Origin of the sequence: Pseudogemmobacter sonorensis (assembly GCF_042762395.1) — a bacterium.
Lineage (GTDB): Bacteria > Pseudomonadota > Alphaproteobacteria > Rhodobacterales > Rhodobacteraceae > Pseudogemmobacter > Pseudogemmobacter sonorensis.
The window spans coordinates 61,592-78,204 of sequence record NZ_JBEFZE010000010.1; the positions used below are offsets into that span (position 1 = coordinate 61,592).

Sequence of the window (16,613 nt, forward strand, 5' to 3'; positions counted from 1 at the left end):
CCTTGCGGAAACGACCGCCCGTCCAGACAGCGCGCACGGCCAAGCCGTCCGGCCATCCTCCAGCCCGCAGCGGGCCCTTGAAAGGGTCCTCAGCCAGGCCACCCGCCTTTCGAGTTTCTCACCACCCAGGCGGCCATGCGGGAAGCCATGCGCTTTCCAGCGGCCAAGGAGGATACGCCATTGAACAGGGATGAGACCGCATTCGGCCTTTATGACGCGGCTTTCGAGAAAAGCAGCTGTGGTGTCGGATTCCTCACCCGAAAGGATGGCGTGCAGACCCATGAGATCCTGCGGCTGGGCCATGAGGCGCTTTCCGCCGTGCCCCATCGCGGCGGCATGTCGGCCGAAGGGGTGGGCGACGGGGCGGGGGTCTCGGTCGATCTGTCGATCGGCTTCTTCTCGGGCCTTGCCGGGCGGGCGCTGGAGGCGGGGGCCTTCGGGGTGGGGAACTTCTTCCTGCCCGTCGATCCCGCCCGCCATGACGAGGCGGCGGCGCTGATCGACGCGGCGCTGGCGGGGCAGGGGCTTGAGGTGCTTCTGGTGCGTGAGGTGCCGGTCGACAACGGCGTCTTGCGCCCGGCGGCGGTGCGTTGCCAGCAGCCGATCCGGCAATGGGTCTTCGCCGCGCCCGAATCCCTGCGTGGCCCGGCGCTGGATCTGCGCATCCACCGTGCGCTGCTTGAGATCGAGGCCCAGGCCTATACCCGCCCGACGCTGGAGGGGCTTTACCCGCTGTCGCTTTCGGCGCGGACGCAGGTCTTCAAGGGGCGGCTGAACTCGGACGAGATCATCCCCTATTTCCGCGACCTCGCGGATCCGGCGCATGGCGTCCATACCATGTATTTCCATACCCGTTTCTCGACCAATACCGACCCGCATCCGTCGATGGCCCAGCCCTTCCGCCTGATGGCCCATAACGGAGAGCTGAACACCGACAAGAAGAACCGGCTGTCCGAGGCGGCCATCGCCCGCGCCAGGAACAACAACATCATCCGCCCGCGCGGCCAGTCGGATTCGTGCAGGCTCGACCAGACGCTTCAGGCCCGGGTGGTCGAGGACGGGCTGGACCTGGTGACGGCGGTGGTCTCGATGATGCCGCCCGCCTGGGAGAACGACGACACGCTCTCGGCCCCGGTCCGGGCGATGCTGGAATATTTCTCGCTCTACGAGGAAAAGAACGACGGCCCCGCCGCGCTGATCTTCGGCGACGGCACCATCATCGGCGCCCGGCTGGACCGGCTGGGCCTGCGCCCCTTGCGCACGGTCGAGACCGCCGATTACCTGGCGGTCATGTCCGAGGCGGGCCAGATCGCCTTCGCGCCGGAAACGGTGATCCGTCGTGGCCGGATCGAGGCCGGGGGCATGCTTTACTACGACCATGCGGCGCGGCGCGGTTTCGCCACCACCGAGGCGCTGGAGATCCTGGCCGCGCGGCGCGACTATCCCGCGCTTCTGGAGGCCGCCCGCGTCCGGCTTTCCGACCTGCCGCAGATCCCGCCCGAGCAGCAGGGCTCGCCCTCGCGCTACTCCGGCGATCTCAACCGCCATGCCCGCTATGTCGCCTACAGCCACAACCAGGAAAGCTTCCGCTTCCTGATGGACCCGATGCTGGCCACGGGATCCGAGAAGGTTTCGGCCATGGGTTACGGCAATGCGATCAACGCGCTGTCGGACCAGGAAGGCGGCGTGGCGAAATATTTCAGCCAGCGTTTCGCGCAGGTGACCAACCCGCCGCTCGACAGCATCCGCGAGGCCGACGGCATGACGCTGCGGGTGACGCTTGGGGCCAAGCCCAATATCGGCGCGACGGCGGCCAGGCAGATCGTGGTGGACAGCCCGGTGCTGAGCCATCTCGACATGCTGAAGATTCGCGAACAGGCGGAAACCCCGGTGAAGCGGTTCGAAATGCTCTACGAGCCGGTCTTCGGCAATCCGCCCGCCAATCGCGACGCGCTGATCGCCGCCATCGATGCCATCGCCGCCGATGTCGCCGCCTTTGCGGGCGCCGAGGGCGGCGGCATCGCGGTGATCACCGACCGCCATGTGTCGCGCGCCCGCGCCGCCATTCCGATGACGCTGATGGTGTCCGCGATCAACCAGAAGCTGATCGAGGAAGGGCTGCGGCTGCGCGTCTCGCTGATCGTGGAATCGGGGCAAATCTCGTCCTCGCATCACGTCGCCTGCGCGCTCGGCTTCGGGGCGGCGGCGGTCTATCCGCTGGGCGTCCAGTTCCGGGCCGAGGAGAAATTCGGCGCCGACGCCGACAAGGCCTTCCGCAAATTCGCCAAGGCGGCCGAGAAGGCGCTGATGAAGACCATGGGCAAGGTCGGGCTCTGCACGGTCGAGAGCTATTCGGGCGGCGAATTCTTCGAGCCCAATTTCCTCGATACCGGCGATCCGGTGTTCCGCCGCTACTTCCCCAATGTGAAGACCCCGGTGGGGGGCGTGACCTTCGACGTGGTGGCGCAGGCGGTGGCCGACTGGCACGAACGCGCGCTGAGCGTCGAGGCCGAGGCGGACATTCCGCTTCTGGGCCTGTTCAAGGAACGGGCCGAGGGCGCGGGCCACAGCTACGGCACCACCGCCGTCCGGGGCTTCGTCGACATGACGGAAGAGGCGATCACCTTCCCCGAAGAGGGCGAAGAGCCGGATCCCCTGCGGCTGATGACGCTCAACCGGCTGGAGGACGCTTTCGGCATCTCGGACGAGGGCTACAGCAACACCAGTTTCGATCGGCTGACGCCCGAAAGGATCGACGCTTTCGAGATCACGCCGGGCTACCGCGCCTTCTCGCGCAGCATGGCCGAAGAGCGCGCCCGCCGCCCCGCCGCCCTGCGCGACATCCTGGCCTTTCCGGCCGATGTCGGCTTCCTGACCGAGCCCGAGGAATTCCGGCGCGAGATGAAGCGGTTCAACCGGCGCGGCAACAACAGCTTCCTGACCCGGGGGCTGGAATGCCGCGCGCTTCCCGGCGATCACTTCCGGCTGGAACTGACCGGCCCGCTGGCGGCGGATCTTGCCCGGCTCGACGCCCTGGGCCAGTCGCTGGTCCAGCGTTTCGGGGCCGAGATCCTGGGCCACTGGCTGGAGGGGGGCGCGCTGATGGTCCATGCCGCCGGTCAGGCGCGGTCCTGGCTTGGCCGCGTCCGGCCCGCGCCCGCGTCAATCCCGCTCGACCAGGTGCAGCCCGCGCATCAGATCACGCCGACGCTGGCCTCGGGCGCGATGTCGCATGGCGCGCTGGTGGCCACCGCGCATGAGGCGGTGGCGCATGGCACCAACATGGTCGGCGGCATGTCGAACTGCGGCGAGGGGGGCGAGCATCTGACCCGCTACGGCACCATCCGCGCCAGCCGCATCAAGCAATTTGCCTCGGGCCGGTTCGGGGTCTGGGCGGGCTATCTGGCCGACCCGATGCTGGAGCAGGTCGAGATCAAGATCGGCCAGGGCGCCAAGCCGGGCGAGGGCGGCCAGCTTCCCGCCCCCAAGGTGACGGTCGAGATCGCCGCCGCGCGCGGCGGCACGCCGGGGGTGGAACTGGTCTCGCCCCCGCCGCATCACGACACCTATTCGATCGAGGATCTGGCGCAACTGATCCACGACGCCAAGGCGGCGCGGGTCAAGGTGGTGGTGAAGCTGGTGTCCTCCGAGGGGATCGGCACCATCGCGGTCGGCGTGGCCAAGGCGGGGGCCGATGTGATCAATGTCGCGGGCAGCACCGGCGGCACCGGCGCGGCCTCGGTCACCTCGCTGAAATACACCGGGCGCGCGGCCGAGATCGGCATCGCCGAGGTGCATCAGGCGCTATGCGCCAATGGGTTGCGCGACAAGGTGATCCTGCGGTGCTCGGGCGCTTATCAGCTTGCCTCGGACGTGGTGAAGGCCGCGCTGATGGGCGGCGACAGTTTCGAATTCGGCACTACGGCGCTGATGATGCTGAAATGCGTCATGGCCAAGAACTGCAACATCAAATGCCCGGCGGGGCTGACCACCAACCCCGAGGTCTTCGACGGCGATCCGCGCGCGCTTGCGCAATATCTGCTGAACCTCGCCCATGAGGTGCGCGAGGTTCTGGCCGGGCTTGGCCTGCGCAGCCTGCGCGAGGCGCGCGGGCGGGCCGAGCTCTTGCACCTGCTGGACCACCCGGCGAGCGTCGGCCAGCTTGACCTGCGCGCCATGCTGACCGAGGTGCCCGAGGTCCATATCGAGGATCCCGTCTACATGCCGCGCGATTTCGCGGTGGACGACGCCTTCATCGACCTTCTGCGCCCGGCGCTTGAAGGCGGCGCGATGCAGGTCGACCTGGGCGGCAACCTGCATCTGAACAACCGCAACAAATCGGTGGGCGGGCAACTGGCCATCGATATCGAGCGGATGCTGAACCATCAGGGCATGGCGCCCGCCGCCGCGCTGACCGACGACCGGGGGAGGCGCTTCCTGCGCCCCGGCACGGTGCGGATCACCACCCAGGGCTCGGCCGGGCAAAGCTACGGCGCCTTTTGCAACGATGGCATGGTGCTGACCCATACCGGCACCTGCAACGACGGTGTCGGCAAGTCGCAATGCGGCGGCGAGATCGTGGTGCGCTCGCCCGGCGGCGGCTCGGACGAGGCCGAGGGCAACGTGCTGATCGGCAATTTCGCGCTGTTCGGCGCCACCGGCGGGCGTTGCTTCGTCGAGGGCCAGGCGGGCGACCGTTTCGCGGTCCGCAACTCGGGCGCGACGGCGGTGGTCGAGGGCGTGGGCGATTTCTGCGTCGAATACATGACCAATGGCGCGGTGCTGAACCTCGGCGCCTTCGGCAAGGGCTTTGCCAACGGCATGTCGGGGGGCTTCGCCTATCAATACGACCCCTATGACGCGCTGCCGCACAAGGCCAGCCACGATTCGGTGGTGATCGGGCGGCTGGACGGCGGCGAGGCGGCGCAGATCCACGCCCAGGCGGTGCGCCAGCTTCTGGAATGGCATCATTCCGCCACCGGATCGGCCAAGGCCGAATGGCTGCTGGCGAACTGGGCGCGCGAGGTTTCACATTTCGCCTGGGCGCTGCCGCGCGCGCTGCTTCAGTATCAGGACGCGGACGAGATCCTGAAGGCCCGGCCGCGCAAGGAATTGCTGGAAGAGCTTGCGACCGCGCTGGTGGGACACCAGATCCGCAAGCTCAAGAAGGCCTGGCGGCGGGGCATTCCCGTGCTGCGCGGCCATGTCCCGGATTACGGCGAGACCGATACCGAGGCGATGTTCGCGCTTGTGAACCAATGGACCGTGCTTGAGGCCGCGCAGGCCATCGCGGTGCAAAGGACCGGCGCGGCGGCCGAGAGCCCCGCCGCCCGCAAGGCCGCCCGCAATCTGATCCTGACCGAGGATTTCGGGCTGATGTCGCGGCTTTTGCGGCATGCGCGCGAGGCCGTCTCGGGCTACGCCGACCCTGAACTCGCCGCCATGGTCGCCGCCAAGCGGCTGGCCGACTACAAGGAGGCGCTGAGCTTGCGCAACATCCTGTCGATGGACAGCCCCGGCACCTATGGCTGGATCCTGCACCAGGACCGCAAGAACCGCGCGATCCTGGGCGCGATCCCGTCTTTCGATGCCCTTTTCGCCGCCAATGCGCTGCAAGACCTGAGCGGAGCCTGAGCCCCATGCGTATCCCCTATATCCCCGAGGACGCTCCCTTCAGCGGCGACCAGCGCGCCTGGCTTTCGGGCTTTCTGGCCGGGCTGCATTCGCGCCAGGCGATGGGCCTTGCCGCGCCGGTGGCGGCGCCCGCGCCCGACGCCCGCCCGGCGACGGTGCTGCATCTGCTTTACGGCACCCAGACCGGCAATGCCGAGGCCCTGGCCGAGGATGCGGCGAAACAGGCCCGCGCCATGGGCTTCGACGCGAAGGTGAAACCCATGGACGAGGTGGGCATGGATGCCCTTGCCGCCATGCGCCGGGTGATCCTTGTCTGTTCGACCTATGGCGAGGGCGAGATGCCCGACAATGCGCAACTCTTCTGGGAGGCGCTTTCCGCCACCACCGCGCCCCGGCTGGAGGAGATGCAGTTCGCCGTGCTCGCGCTTGGCGACACCGGCTATGACGGCTTTTGCAGGGCGGGCAAGCTGCTCGACACCCGGCTTGAGCAACTGGGCGCCAAGCGGCTGGCCGCGCGGATCGACTGCGATCTGGATTTCGAGGCGCCCGCCGGGGAATGGCTGGCGGCCACGCTGCCGCTGGCCTCGGACAGCGGCGCTGTCGCCCCCGCGCAGGCCCCCGCCGCCGTCTCCGAGAAATCGGGCTTCAGCCGCAAGAACCCGTTCCCGGCGCGGATCGCGGTGAACCGGCTGCTGTCGGGCAAGGGCTCGGCCAAGGAGATCCGGCATTACGAATTCGACCTGGCCGGGTCCGGCCTTGCCTATGAGGCGGGCGACGCCCTGGGCGTCATGCCGCGCAACGACCCCGCGCTGGTGGCCCAGCTTCTGGCCCAGCTTGGCGCCACGCCCGAGACGCTGGTGGCCGGTCACGACCGCCCGCTCGGCCAGCTTCTGGCCGAAGGGTTCGAGATCGTCACCCCCGGGCGCGACCTGATCGCCGCCGTCGAGGCGCGGGCGGGCCATGACGAATTGTCCCATGTCCTGCACAACGGCGACCGCGAGGCGCTGGACGCCTGGCTGTGGGGGCGCGACACGCTGGACCTGTTGCGGCTGCTGCCCCCGGGCGGGATCGACGCGGGCAGCTTCATGGGGCTGGTCAAGCCGCTGCAGCACCGGGCCTATTCGATTTCCTCCAGTCCGAAGGCGCATCCCGGCGCGGTGCATCTGACCGTGGCCTCGGTCCGCTACGAAAGCCATGGCCGGGCCCATGGCGGGGTCTGCTCGACCTTCCTTGCCGACAGGGCGGGGGAAAGCGCGGGGATCTTCGTCTCGCCCAACAGGGGGTTCCGCCTGCCCGCCGACGATGCCGCGCCGGTGATCATGGTCGGCCCCGGCACCGGCATCGCCCCCTTCCGCGCCTTTCTGGAAGAGCGGCAGGCGCGCGGCGCCACGGGGCGCAACTGGCTCTTTTTCGGCGACCAGCACCGGGCGACGGATTTCATCTATGACGACGAATTGTCCGGGATGAGCCGCTCGGGCCTGCTGACCCGGCTGGACTTGGCCTTCTCGCGCGATCAGGCGGCCAAGGTCTATGTCCAGACCCGCATGCGCGAGAACGGCAAGGCGCTGTTCGCCTGGCTGGAAGAGGGCGGGCATTTCTACGTCTGCGGCGATGCCAGCCGCATGGCGCGGGATGTGGACGGCGCCCTGCATGAGATCATCGCCACCCATGCCGGGCTGACGCCCGAGGCCGCGACCGAATATGTCAACGGCCTCAAGCGCGAGAAACGCTATCTGCGCGACGTCTACTGACGGCAGGCCCCCATCGGGGACGTTCGAATGACCCTTACGCAGCCGGGACTGGCCCGGCCCACCTGCTGCCGCGGCGCGCCGGGCTGGCAGGCCCTGCGCGGCAGCGCCCCGGAGCCGAGCCTGGCGGCGCTGATGCGGGCCCGCCCGGATGCGCGGTCGCTTGACGCCGATGCCGAGACGCTGGCGCTGTTCCTGCCCTTGTTCGAGCGCGCCTCGGCTTCGACCATCGGGCCGCATGCGCTGATCAACCAGCGCGGCGGCTATGGTCCGGCGCAACTGGCCGGGCGCCCGCCGCGCGGCCATGGCGGGCGGATCTGTCTGCGCCTGGCGGCGGGGCAGGGCGAGACGCTGGTCGGGACCGGGGCCGTCCCGGCGCTGCGCCAGCCCGCGGCGCTGCATCTTTTCGATGTGGCGGGCGAGTTGGTTCACCGTGCCGAACTGGCCGCGCCCGAGGACCTGGCGGTGCTTGAGGCGGTGACGGCCCAGCTCGGCCCCCGGATGGCACCCCTGACGGCGCCCCTGCCCGAGGTTCCGCGCCGGGTGCCCGTCCCCTCGCTTCCGGCGATCCGGCAGGCCAGGGCGGGCTGGTGGAAGACCGCGCCGCACCAGCATCTGGACGCGCTGATGGCCGATGGCGGCCCCCGCCGCGCCCATTGCCTGCCGCATCTGGGCGGCGGGGCCGCGCGGCGCGTCGATCCGCGCGGCCTGCGCGCCTTCGCAGGCCATCTGGCGCGGATGGCGCTGCCGTTCTCGCGCGCCGTGCCCCGTCCGGGTTGCCTGCAGACCCATGCGGGCCCGGTCGAGCTTCTGTCGCCCGAGGGCACGCTTTTGCTGCTGCATTCCGGCCCCAGCCTGATGGCGCTGGAGCTTTCGGCGGTCGCCGCCTGCTGGCGGACCCGCTGGGCCGACGGGGGCGGGTGCAGGACCATGCTGGAACTCTATGATGCCGGGGGCATGTGCCTTGCGCTGCTGGGCCCGGATACGGCGGGTTGCACGGCCGGGCGCAGGGCCTGGGAGCGGCTGGCGGAAACCCTGCCCGGCTAGGCCCGGGCCGCTTCCCTGCCGGGCCTCAGATGATGGCCTTGCGCACCCTGGACGAGATCCCCTCGCTGACGATCACGGTGGCAAGGATCACCAGCACGATCAGCAGGACCTGCGGCCATGCGAGCATGTTCAGGCTCGATTGCAACTGCATGCCGATGCCGCCCGCGCCGACCAGTCCCAGAATGGTGCTTTCGCGGATGTTGATGTCCCAGCGAAAGACCGAGATGCCCACGAAGGCGGGCATCACCTGCGGCCAGATGCCGTAGCTCAGGATCTGGGCCTGGCTGGCGCCGGTCGCGGTGATCGCCTCGACCTGTCTGGCGTCGGTCTCCTCGATGGCCTCGTAAAGCAGCTTGCCCACGAAACCGACCGAGCGGAAGGCGATGGCGATGATCCCCGCGAGCAGCCCCGGCCCCAGGATCGAGACCAGCAAGAGCGCCCAGATCAGCGAGTTGATCGAGCGCGAGGCCACGATCAACAGAAGCGCCACCGGCCGGGCAATCAGCTTCGACGGCGTGGTGTTCGAGGCCGCGAGGAAGGCCAGCGGCACCGCCAGCGCGGTCCCGATCAGCGTGCCCAGGGTCGCGATGTTCAGCGTGTCCCACAGGGGCGCCCAAAGTTGCTCCATATAGGACCAGCGCGGCGGCCAGGCGCGGCTGGCGATGTCCGAGGCCGCGCGTGGCGCATCCCAGACGAAGGCCCAGATGGTGCGCTTTGTCATCACCTCCCAGCACCAGACGAACAGCGCGACGATGCCCAGCCACAGGGCCCAGAGGCCAAGGCGGGCGCGGGGGCTGCGATGCGCCCAGCTTTCGGGATATGCGGTCATTTCAGCCACCCCCGCATCTGCGAGGATACGTATTCCGACACCATCACGATGGCGATGATGATCAGCAGGATCGCCCCCGCGCTGTCGTATTCGTAGCGCGAGAGCGCGGTATCCAGAGTGCCGCCGATCCCGCCCGCGCCGACGATGCCGATCACCGCGCTTTCGCGGAAGTTGATGTCCAGCCGGTAGACCGAAAGCCCGATCAGCCGGGGCATCACCTGGGGCTGGACGGCGTAATGCACCACCTGCCACCAGGAGGCGCCCGTGGCGCGCACGGCTTCGATCTGTTTCGGGTCGCATTCCTCGATATCGTCGGCGATCAGCTTGCCGATGAAGCCGATGGTGGCGAAGGCCAGGGTCAGGAAACCCGCGAAGGCGCCGAAGCCGAAGAAGGCCACCAGAAGGATCGCGACGATGATCTCCTGCAGCGACCGCGAGACCGCGATCAGGCTGCGGCAGAAGCCGACCGCCCAGAGGGGCGAGATGTTGCGGGCCGCGCCGATCCCGATCGGGATCGAGATCAGCACCCCCGCCACGGTGGACGTGAAGGTCATGGTCAGGCTTTCCACCAGCCCCAGCGAGATGTCGCGCCAGCGGGTGGTGAAATCGGGGACCAGAAAGCCGCCGATGAAGCGGCCGCCGCGCTCCATCCCTTCGGCGACGCGGGTCCAGTTCACCTCGACCGAGCCGATGCCGACCACCAGATAGGCGACGGCCAGCACATAGAATGCGATCCGCCAGCCGCGTGAGCGGATCAGTTGCGGCGGGCGCCTCCAGGTCGTGGGATAGGCGGCGCTCATGCCTCGGCCGCCAGTCTGCGGGCGGCGTCCAGCGCCTCGGCTTCGGCCTCGTCCTGTTCGGCCGCGCCCTTCTTCATCGCGTTCCAGTCTTCCTCGCCGTAGATCTCGGTCAGCACCGATTGCGTCAGTTGCTCGGGGCGGCCGTCGAACACCATGCGGCCCGCGCGCAGCCCGATGATGCGGTCGGTGAATTGCTGCGCCAGCACCACGTCATGGATGTTGACGATGGCGGGCAGGCGGTTTTCGCGGCAGACCTCGGTCAGAAGCCGCATGATCTGGCGCGAGGTGCGCGGGTCGAGGCTGGCGGTCGGCTCATCGACCAGCAGCAGTTCCGGCTCCTGCTCCAAGGCGCGGGCGATGCCGACGCGCTGGCGCTGGCCGCCTGAAAGCGCATCGGCGCGCTTGTCGACATGGGCGGAGAGGCCGACGCGGTCCAGAAGCTGGAAGGCGCGGGCGATGTCGGGCCCCGGAAAGCGGCGGGTGAAGCTGCGCCAGAACGGCACATAGCCCAGGCGCCCGGACAGCACGTTCTCCATCACCGTCAGCCGCTCGACCAGGGCGTATTCCTGGAAGATCATCCCGATCCGCCTCCGCGCCCGGCGCAGGTCCCGCGCGCCCAGCCGGGTCAGCTCCTGCCCGTTCAGCCGGACCGTGCCCGATGTCGGTTCGACCAGGCGGTTGATGCAGCGGATCAGCGTCGACTTCCCCGCGCCCGAAGGGCCGATCAGCCCGACGACCTGGCCCTCGGGCAGCGAAAAACTAACATCCGACAGGGCCTTGTCGCCGGTGGCATAGGTCTTGGTCAGTCCGGTGACGTCGAGCATCAAACCTCGCATCGCTTGTCTGGAAACGGGAGAGGCGAGGCCTTGTGGGGCCCCGCCTCGGAGAGGGTCTGCGACCGGATCAGTTGCAGGTATATTCGACGCCGAGCGCGGCATCGATCTGACGGATCACCGCCCAGTCGTCCTTGAAGGTGATCGGGACGAATTTCGATTCGCCCTGGGCGGCGAATTCGGCCTCCAGCGCGGTGCCGGTCCAGTCGAAGGTGAAGAAGGCTTCCTTGATCTTCTCTTGCAGTTCCGGCGTCAGGTTGTGGGCCATGCCGTAGCCGGTGGTCGGGAAGGTCGCGGATTCGTAGATCGAGACCAGGGCATCTTCGCTGACCGCGTCGCGGGCGACCATGCGCTTGAGAACCGAATTGGCGATGGCCGCCGCATCGTAATCCTTGTTGGCGACGCCCAGGATCGAATTGTCATGCGCGCCCGAGAAGGCCGGGGTGTAGTCTTCGCCCGCCTTCAGGCTGAATTCCGATTCCAGCAGCGCCTGCGGGGCCTTGAAGCCCGAATTCGAGGTTTCCGAGGTGAAGGCGAGCTGGCGGCCCTTCAGGTCCTCGATTTTCGAGATGCCGCTGTCGGGATAGGTGATGATCTCCATCTCATAGCCGAACGAGCCGTCCTCGCGCGCCATCATGGCGAAGGGACGGAAGCCCGAGCAGGCCACCGCGATCGGGTTGCCGCCGGTGTTGACGCCCGCGATATGCAGGCGGCCGGCGCGCAGCGCCTCGTATTGCGCGGCATTCGACTGGACCGGGAAGAATTCGACGGTCTTGCCGGTGGTGGCGGCCAGATGGTCGAGGAACTCCTTCCAGACATCGACATAGACCGAGGGATCCTCGACCGGGGTATAGGCGAAGATCAGCGTGGCGGGATCGACCAGTTGCGCCGGATCGGTGGGGATGTCGGCGACGAAATCGCCATCCGCATCGGTGTAGCGCGCGTCGAGCTTGAATTCCTCGGCGGTGGCGGGCAGCGCGGTCATCAGCGCGACGGCGGCGGCGGCAAGCATGCGATGGGACATCTGATCCTCCGAAATGGTTCGGCGGCCATCGTTAAGGGAGCTGGGTTACAGATTTTCGTCAGTCGTGTGAAGAACGCGCAATGCTGCCCGGGCCGTCCCGGCTTCGGGCGCTTGCCCGCGCAAGCCGGTCCGCGCAGGCCGTCGGGCCACCCGGGTCAGGCCCCCCAGAACCGTAGCCGCCCGTCCGGCCCGGTGTCGCGGCGCACGGGGACGGCGTAGAGACGGCTCAACGATTCGGCGCTCATCGCCTTGGCCACGGGGCCGCTGGCGATCACCTCGCCCCGGCCCAGAAGCAGCGCGCGGTCGCCAAGCGCCGCCGCCTGATCGGGGTCGTGGGTCGAAAGGATCACCCCGGTGCCGCGTGCGGCCAGTTGCCGGATGGCGCGGCCGACATGCAGGCGGTTGGCGAAGTCGAGGCTCGCGGTCGGCTCGTCCATCACGATGGCGGCGGCCTCCTGCGCCAGGGCCCGCGCGATCAGGACCAACTGGCGCTGCCCGCCCGACAGCCGGGTGACATCGGCCCCGCCGAGATCGGCGATGCCGATGGTCTCCAGCGCGGCCATGGCGCGGAGGGTCTCGGCCCGGCCCGGCCGGGCGAAGGGGCCGAGCCGGGCCGCGGCACCCATCAGCACGATGTCGAGCGCGGTCCAGGCGAAGGGCGTGGCCAGCGCCTGCGGCACATGGGCGAGACGCGCCGCCACCTCGCGCCGCGCCAGGCCGGAAAGCGCCGCGCCGCCCAGCCGGACCTCGCCCGCCAGCGGCGGGATGAGGCCGAGAAGGGTGCGGAAAAGCGTGGTCTTCCCGGCGCCGTTGGGGCCCAGGAGGCAAAGGACCTCGCCCGCGCGAAGCTCCAGCCCGATCCCGGACACAAGCGCGCGGCGGCCATGGCCCACGGCCAGTTCGCGGGCCTCGACCAGCGGCGGGGTCACGCGCGCCATGCCTGTGCCCCCCGCGCCAGCAGCCAGACGAAGACCGGCGCGCCGAGGACCGCCGTCAGGATGCCCAGGGGCACCTCCAGCGTGGCGATCGAGCGCGCGGCGGTGTCCACCAGCACCATGAAGCCCGCGCCGATCAGTATGGCGGCGGGCAGCATCCGGTCGAAGCGCGGCCCGGTGATCAGCCGGGCCATATGCGGCACCATCAGCCCGACCCAGCCGATGACCCCCGCCATGGCCACCGCCGCCGCCGTCATCAGCGTGGCGCAGGCGATGACGAAGAGGCGCAGCCGCTCGGCCTCGACGCCCATGGTGCGGGCCTCCTCATCCCCCATGGCCAGAAGGCCGATCCGCCAGCGCAGCAGGACCAGCGGCGCAAGGCCGATCACGACGGCGGGCAGCGCGGCGGCGACATCGGCACGCTTGGCGCCCGCAAGGCTGCCCATCAGCCAGAAGGTGATCGCGGGCAGTTGCTGCTCGGGATCGGCCAGCAGCTTCACCAGCGAGATCCCGGCCCCCGCCAGCGCGCCGATGGCGATGCCGCACAGCACCATGACCAGCACATGGCCAGCGCCGCGCAGGGCCAGCGTCAGGCCGAGGACCAGCGCCACCGTGCCAAGGCCGAAGCCGAAGCCCAGCATCTGGATCGCCATCACCGGCAGTCCCAGCAGGATGCCCAGCACCGCCCCGAACCCCGCTCCGGCCGAAACCCCCAGGATGTCGGGCGACACCAGCGGATTTCTGAACACCGTCTGATAGGCCGCCCCCGCCGCCGCCAGCGCCGCCCCCACCAGCGCCGCAGCCAGCACCCGGGGCAGGCGGATGTTGAAGAACACGGTCGCCGCCTGCGGATCCGAGGCCTCTCCGGCCAGCACCGCCAGGATCTGCGCGACCGAAAGCGGATAGGGGCCGATCATTGCGCCCGCAAGCAGCGCCACGAGCAGCCCCGATGTCAGCGCCGCAAGGCGGGCACGTTCATTCACCCAGAAGTGCCGCCATTGCCGTGTCATCCGGGCGCACCCCGTAGAAGACCTCGTGGAAATCGGCGATCCCGCTGCGCAGGTCCCCCTCGGCATGGTCGGGATAAAGGATGTGCGACAGCCAGATCAGCCCCGCCAGCCGGTTGACCGAGGGCGGGCTGTCGATGAAGCCGAAGGGGGCCGAGGGCGCCAGATAGACGCGCCCGTTCGCCACCGCCGGAATGTCCTGCCATTCGGGCATGGTGCCGACATTGGCGGCGAAATCGCGGTCGATGGTGATGATCACCTCGGGTGCCCAGGCCTGCACCTGCTCGGGCGAGACGGTGGCAAGGCCGCGCGTCTCGGCCACGACCACGTTGATGCCGCCGACCCGCTCGATGATCTCGGCGTTGATCGAGCCGCGCGCGGGCGTCTCCAGCCCCTCGGGGCCGCGGGCGAAATAGACGGTGGGGCGATCGGCCTCGGGGACATTCGCCAAAAGCGCGTCGACGCCCGCCAGCGTGGCCTCGGCATGGGCGGCCAGTTCCTCGCCGCGTTCGGGCACGGCCAGCACATCGGCCATGGCGCGGATGCCCTGCGGCAGGCTGGCGAAAGAGCCGTCGATCAGCACATAGGGCAGGTTCGCCTGCTCCTGCACCCGATTGGCAAGGTCGACATAGGTGTCGCTGACCGTGCCGTAATCGACGATCAGATCCGGCCCGGCGGCCAGCAGCACCTCAAGGTTCAGGGTGTCGCCGCGCCCGGTCAGGCGGCCAAGCGCGGGCAGGTCGTGAACCTCGGGGGCCAGATAGGGCAGGCTGTCGGGGCGCAGGGGATTGACCCAGCCCACCATCGCCTCGGGCTTGAGGGTGTAGAGCAGCGTCGCTGCGGGCGGGCCCGCGGCGAAGACCCTGGCCGGATCGACGGGCACCTGCACCTCGCGCCCGGTGGAATCGGTGACGGTGCGACCGTCGAAGGCCAGTGCGGGCGGGGCCAGCGCCGGAAGGGTCAGCGCCGGAAGCGCAAGGGCCAGGACCAGCGCGCCGCCGGTCAGCGAGCGCGGGAAGACATGTTTCATGCGAGTGCTCCGAATTCGGGTTTGATGTCGATCAGCGGCGTGCCGTCAAGGCAATCCAGCCCCCGCACGGTCAGCACCGCCCCCTCCACGCCCACGAGCCGGACGATGGAAGAGGCGACGGGATTGGGCCGCAACGGCGAGCGCAGGGCGAAGGTCCCGGTGGAGCTGTCGCCGAAATCGGGGTTCTGGCGCACGGCGTCGCGGCGCGAGAGATGCATCCAGTAAAGGATCTGAAGCCGTTCCTGCCGCTCCACCCCCTTCAGGGCGGCGGCCCAGGTCTCGGCGACCTCGATCCGGCACTCGGGCCCGGCCTCGGCATCGCCGCGCTTGGGACAGTCCTCGCGCCGGGTCCAGGGGGTGCGGATGCGGCCGATGAACCACAGCCCGGCGTCGAAGCGGGCCGGCAGTTCCACCGCCGCCTCATGCGGGCGCAGCGGATCGGCGAAGGACTCAGTCATCCACGCCCACCATCACGTCGGAAGCCTTGATCACGGCCGAGGCCCTGGCGCCGACCTTCAATCCCAGCTCTCGCACGGCGTCGTTGGTGATCGAGGTGGTGACGATGCTGCCGCCCACGTCGATCCGCACATGGCTGGTCACCGCCCCGGTGACGATTTCGACCACCCTGCCCGGCAGGACGTTGCGCGCGCTCAGCTTCATGGTAACCCCATCGCTCGATATATCCATTCGGGAATATCGTCGGGAATGCGGGTGTCCGTCAAGGACGGCTGAGGGCGGACAGGGCGGTCTTTGCGCCCGGGGCGGCAGGGGGGACACCGATGGGTGCCGAAGGGGCAGCGCCGTGGTGGCCGCTTCGGCCCGCGAGCGGCATCGGTGAGGCAAGGCCCCCCCCGATGCCTGGTCCGCTGCGCGGGACGGGCGCCGGGCGCCCGCCCCGAAGGTTGCGTCAGTCGAGACCCAGCTTGCCACGCAGCGTGGACAGATCCTCGGCCAGCGTGTTGATCGCGGCGGAAACCACGTTGCGGTCGGCGTCGGTCAGTTCGAGATACGAGACATAGCCGCCCTCGCCATCCTCATATTGCTTCAGGATGTCGAAGACGCGGTTGAAGTTGCCGTCCACGGCGGCGAGGAATTCGGCCTCGCTGTCGACGATCAGGGGGCGCACCAGGTTGACGATGTAATAGGAGCCGTCGGCATTGGCCTTGAAATCCCACAGGTCGGTGCGGGAATAGCGGTTCTCCTCGCCCGAGATCTTGGTGAAGGCTACCTCCTCCATCAGCACCGCCGCGCCGCCCACTACCTTTTCGGGCGGGAAGGTCAGCGCCTCGATCCGCGCGTTCAGCTCGGTCACATCAGCGAGCAGCTTGTCGGCGACGGGCTCCAGCCCCTCGGTGCTGTTCTCGACCCAGAGGCTGTATTCGATGCGGTGGAAGCCGGGGAATTCCGGGTCCTTTTCCAGCAGTTCGTAATCGTCGGCGCGGCTGTCGATGGAGACGTCGAGATCGCTGAAAAGTTCGGCGATCGGCTCGATCTCCTCATAGGGCACGCGGATCGAGGCGTAGAGCGCGCGGGCCGCCTTTGCGTCGCCCGCCTTGATCGTGGCGACGAATTCGGTGGTGCCCTCGACCAGTTTCGCGGTGCGCTCGGTCACATAGACCTTGTATTCCGCGATCGGGTCCACGAGGTCGAGCGGATCGACCTCGGCCAGGGCCGCGCCGGTGGTGAACGCAAGCGCGGTCGCGGCCAGCAGGGAGTGCAGTTTCAT

At 68.9% G+C, this 16,613-nt stretch carries 13 protein-coding genes; 3 read left to right on the forward strand and 10 right to left on the reverse strand.

Annotation, left to right across the window (positions count from 1 at the left end; genetic code table 11):
- Positions 1 to 147 precede the first annotated feature (147 nt).
- Genes ABNX41_RS09885 through ABNX41_RS09895 form a run of 3 tightly spaced genes read left to right on the forward strand, consistent with a single transcriptional unit; the run spans position 148 to position 8,429 of the window.
- Entirely contained in the window at positions 148 to 5,634 is a 5,487-nt protein-coding gene (locus ABNX41_RS09885) for a glutamate synthase-related protein (RefSeq protein WP_438669562.1), read from the forward strand.
- 5 nt (positions 5,635 to 5,639) lie between these two features.
- Positions 5,640 to 7,385: a sulfite reductase subunit alpha gene (locus tag ABNX41_RS09890; RefSeq protein WP_438669563.1), complete on the forward strand. Its 1,746-nt coding sequence runs from the start codon at positions 5,640 to 5,642 to the stop codon at positions 7,383 to 7,385.
- 27 nt (positions 7,386 to 7,412) lie between these two features.
- The gene (locus ABNX41_RS09895; protein ID WP_438669564.1) at positions 7,413 to 8,429 is read left to right on the forward strand and encodes a ChuX/HutX family heme-like substrate-binding protein; all 1,017 of its coding nucleotides are present in this window, start codon (positions 7,413 to 7,415) and stop codon (positions 8,427 to 8,429) included.
- Between the two features lie 25 nt (positions 8,430 to 8,454).
- On the opposite strand, the gene phnE (ABNX41_RS09900) is transcribed toward ABNX41_RS09895, so the two are convergent.
- From phnE (ABNX41_RS09900) to efeO, 10 genes are all read right to left on the reverse strand, one after another.
- Positions 8,455 to 9,258 (reverse strand): phosphonate ABC transporter, permease protein PhnE, encoded by an 804-nt coding sequence (phnE, locus tag ABNX41_RS09900; RefSeq protein WP_438669565.1) that lies wholly within the window; start codon positions 9,256 to 9,258, stop codon positions 8,455 to 8,457.
- Positions 9,255 to 10,058, reverse strand: a complete 804-nt coding sequence (gene phnE, locus ABNX41_RS09905; protein ID WP_438669566.1) for a phosphonate ABC transporter, permease protein PhnE — start codon at positions 10,056 to 10,058, stop codon at positions 9,255 to 9,257. The genes phnE (ABNX41_RS09900) and phnE (ABNX41_RS09905) overlap by 4 nt, the downstream gene beginning before the upstream one ends.
- A complete protein-coding gene (gene phnC, locus ABNX41_RS09910) occupies positions 10,055 to 10,882 on the reverse strand; it encodes a phosphonate ABC transporter ATP-binding protein (protein ID WP_438669567.1) in 828 nt (275 codons plus the stop codon). The genes phnE (ABNX41_RS09905) and phnC overlap by 4 nt, the downstream gene beginning before the upstream one ends.
- Before the next feature lie 79 nt (positions 10,883 to 10,961).
- Positions 10,962 to 11,915, reverse strand: a complete 954-nt coding sequence (gene phnD / locus ABNX41_RS09915; protein WP_438669568.1) for a phosphate/phosphite/phosphonate ABC transporter substrate-binding protein — start codon at positions 11,913 to 11,915, stop codon at positions 10,962 to 10,964.
- A 155-nt stretch (positions 11,916 to 12,070) separates the two neighbouring features.
- On the reverse strand, positions 12,071 to 12,853 hold the full coding sequence (locus ABNX41_RS09920; protein WP_438669569.1) for an ABC transporter ATP-binding protein: 783 nt from the start codon (positions 12,851 to 12,853) through the stop codon (positions 12,071 to 12,073).
- A complete protein-coding gene (locus ABNX41_RS09925) occupies positions 12,841 to 13,833 on the reverse strand; it encodes a FecCD family ABC transporter permease (RefSeq protein WP_438669570.1) in 993 nt (330 codons plus the stop codon). Before ABNX41_RS09925 ends, ABNX41_RS09920 begins: the two co-directional genes overlap by 13 nt.
- Positions 13,826 to 14,887, reverse strand: a complete 1,062-nt coding sequence (locus ABNX41_RS09930) for an ABC transporter substrate-binding protein (protein WP_438669571.1) — start codon at positions 14,885 to 14,887, stop codon at positions 13,826 to 13,828. The genes ABNX41_RS09925 and ABNX41_RS09930 overlap by 8 nt, the downstream gene beginning before the upstream one ends.
- Positions 14,884 to 15,345 (reverse strand): SAM-dependent methyltransferase, encoded by a 462-nt coding sequence (locus ABNX41_RS09935; protein ID WP_438669572.1) that lies wholly within the window; start codon positions 15,343 to 15,345, stop codon positions 14,884 to 14,886. Before ABNX41_RS09935 ends, ABNX41_RS09930 begins: the two co-directional genes overlap by 4 nt.
- Positions 15,338 to 15,547: a TOBE domain-containing protein gene (locus ABNX41_RS09940; protein WP_438669573.1), complete on the reverse strand. Its 210-nt coding sequence runs from the start codon at positions 15,545 to 15,547 to the stop codon at positions 15,338 to 15,340. Before ABNX41_RS09940 ends, ABNX41_RS09935 begins: the two co-directional genes overlap by 8 nt.
- Positions 15,548 to 15,794: 247 nt before the next feature.
- On the reverse strand, positions 15,795 to 16,613 hold the full coding sequence (efeO, locus tag ABNX41_RS09945; RefSeq protein ID WP_438669574.1) for an iron uptake system protein EfeO: 819 nt from the start codon (positions 16,611 to 16,613) through the stop codon (positions 15,795 to 15,797).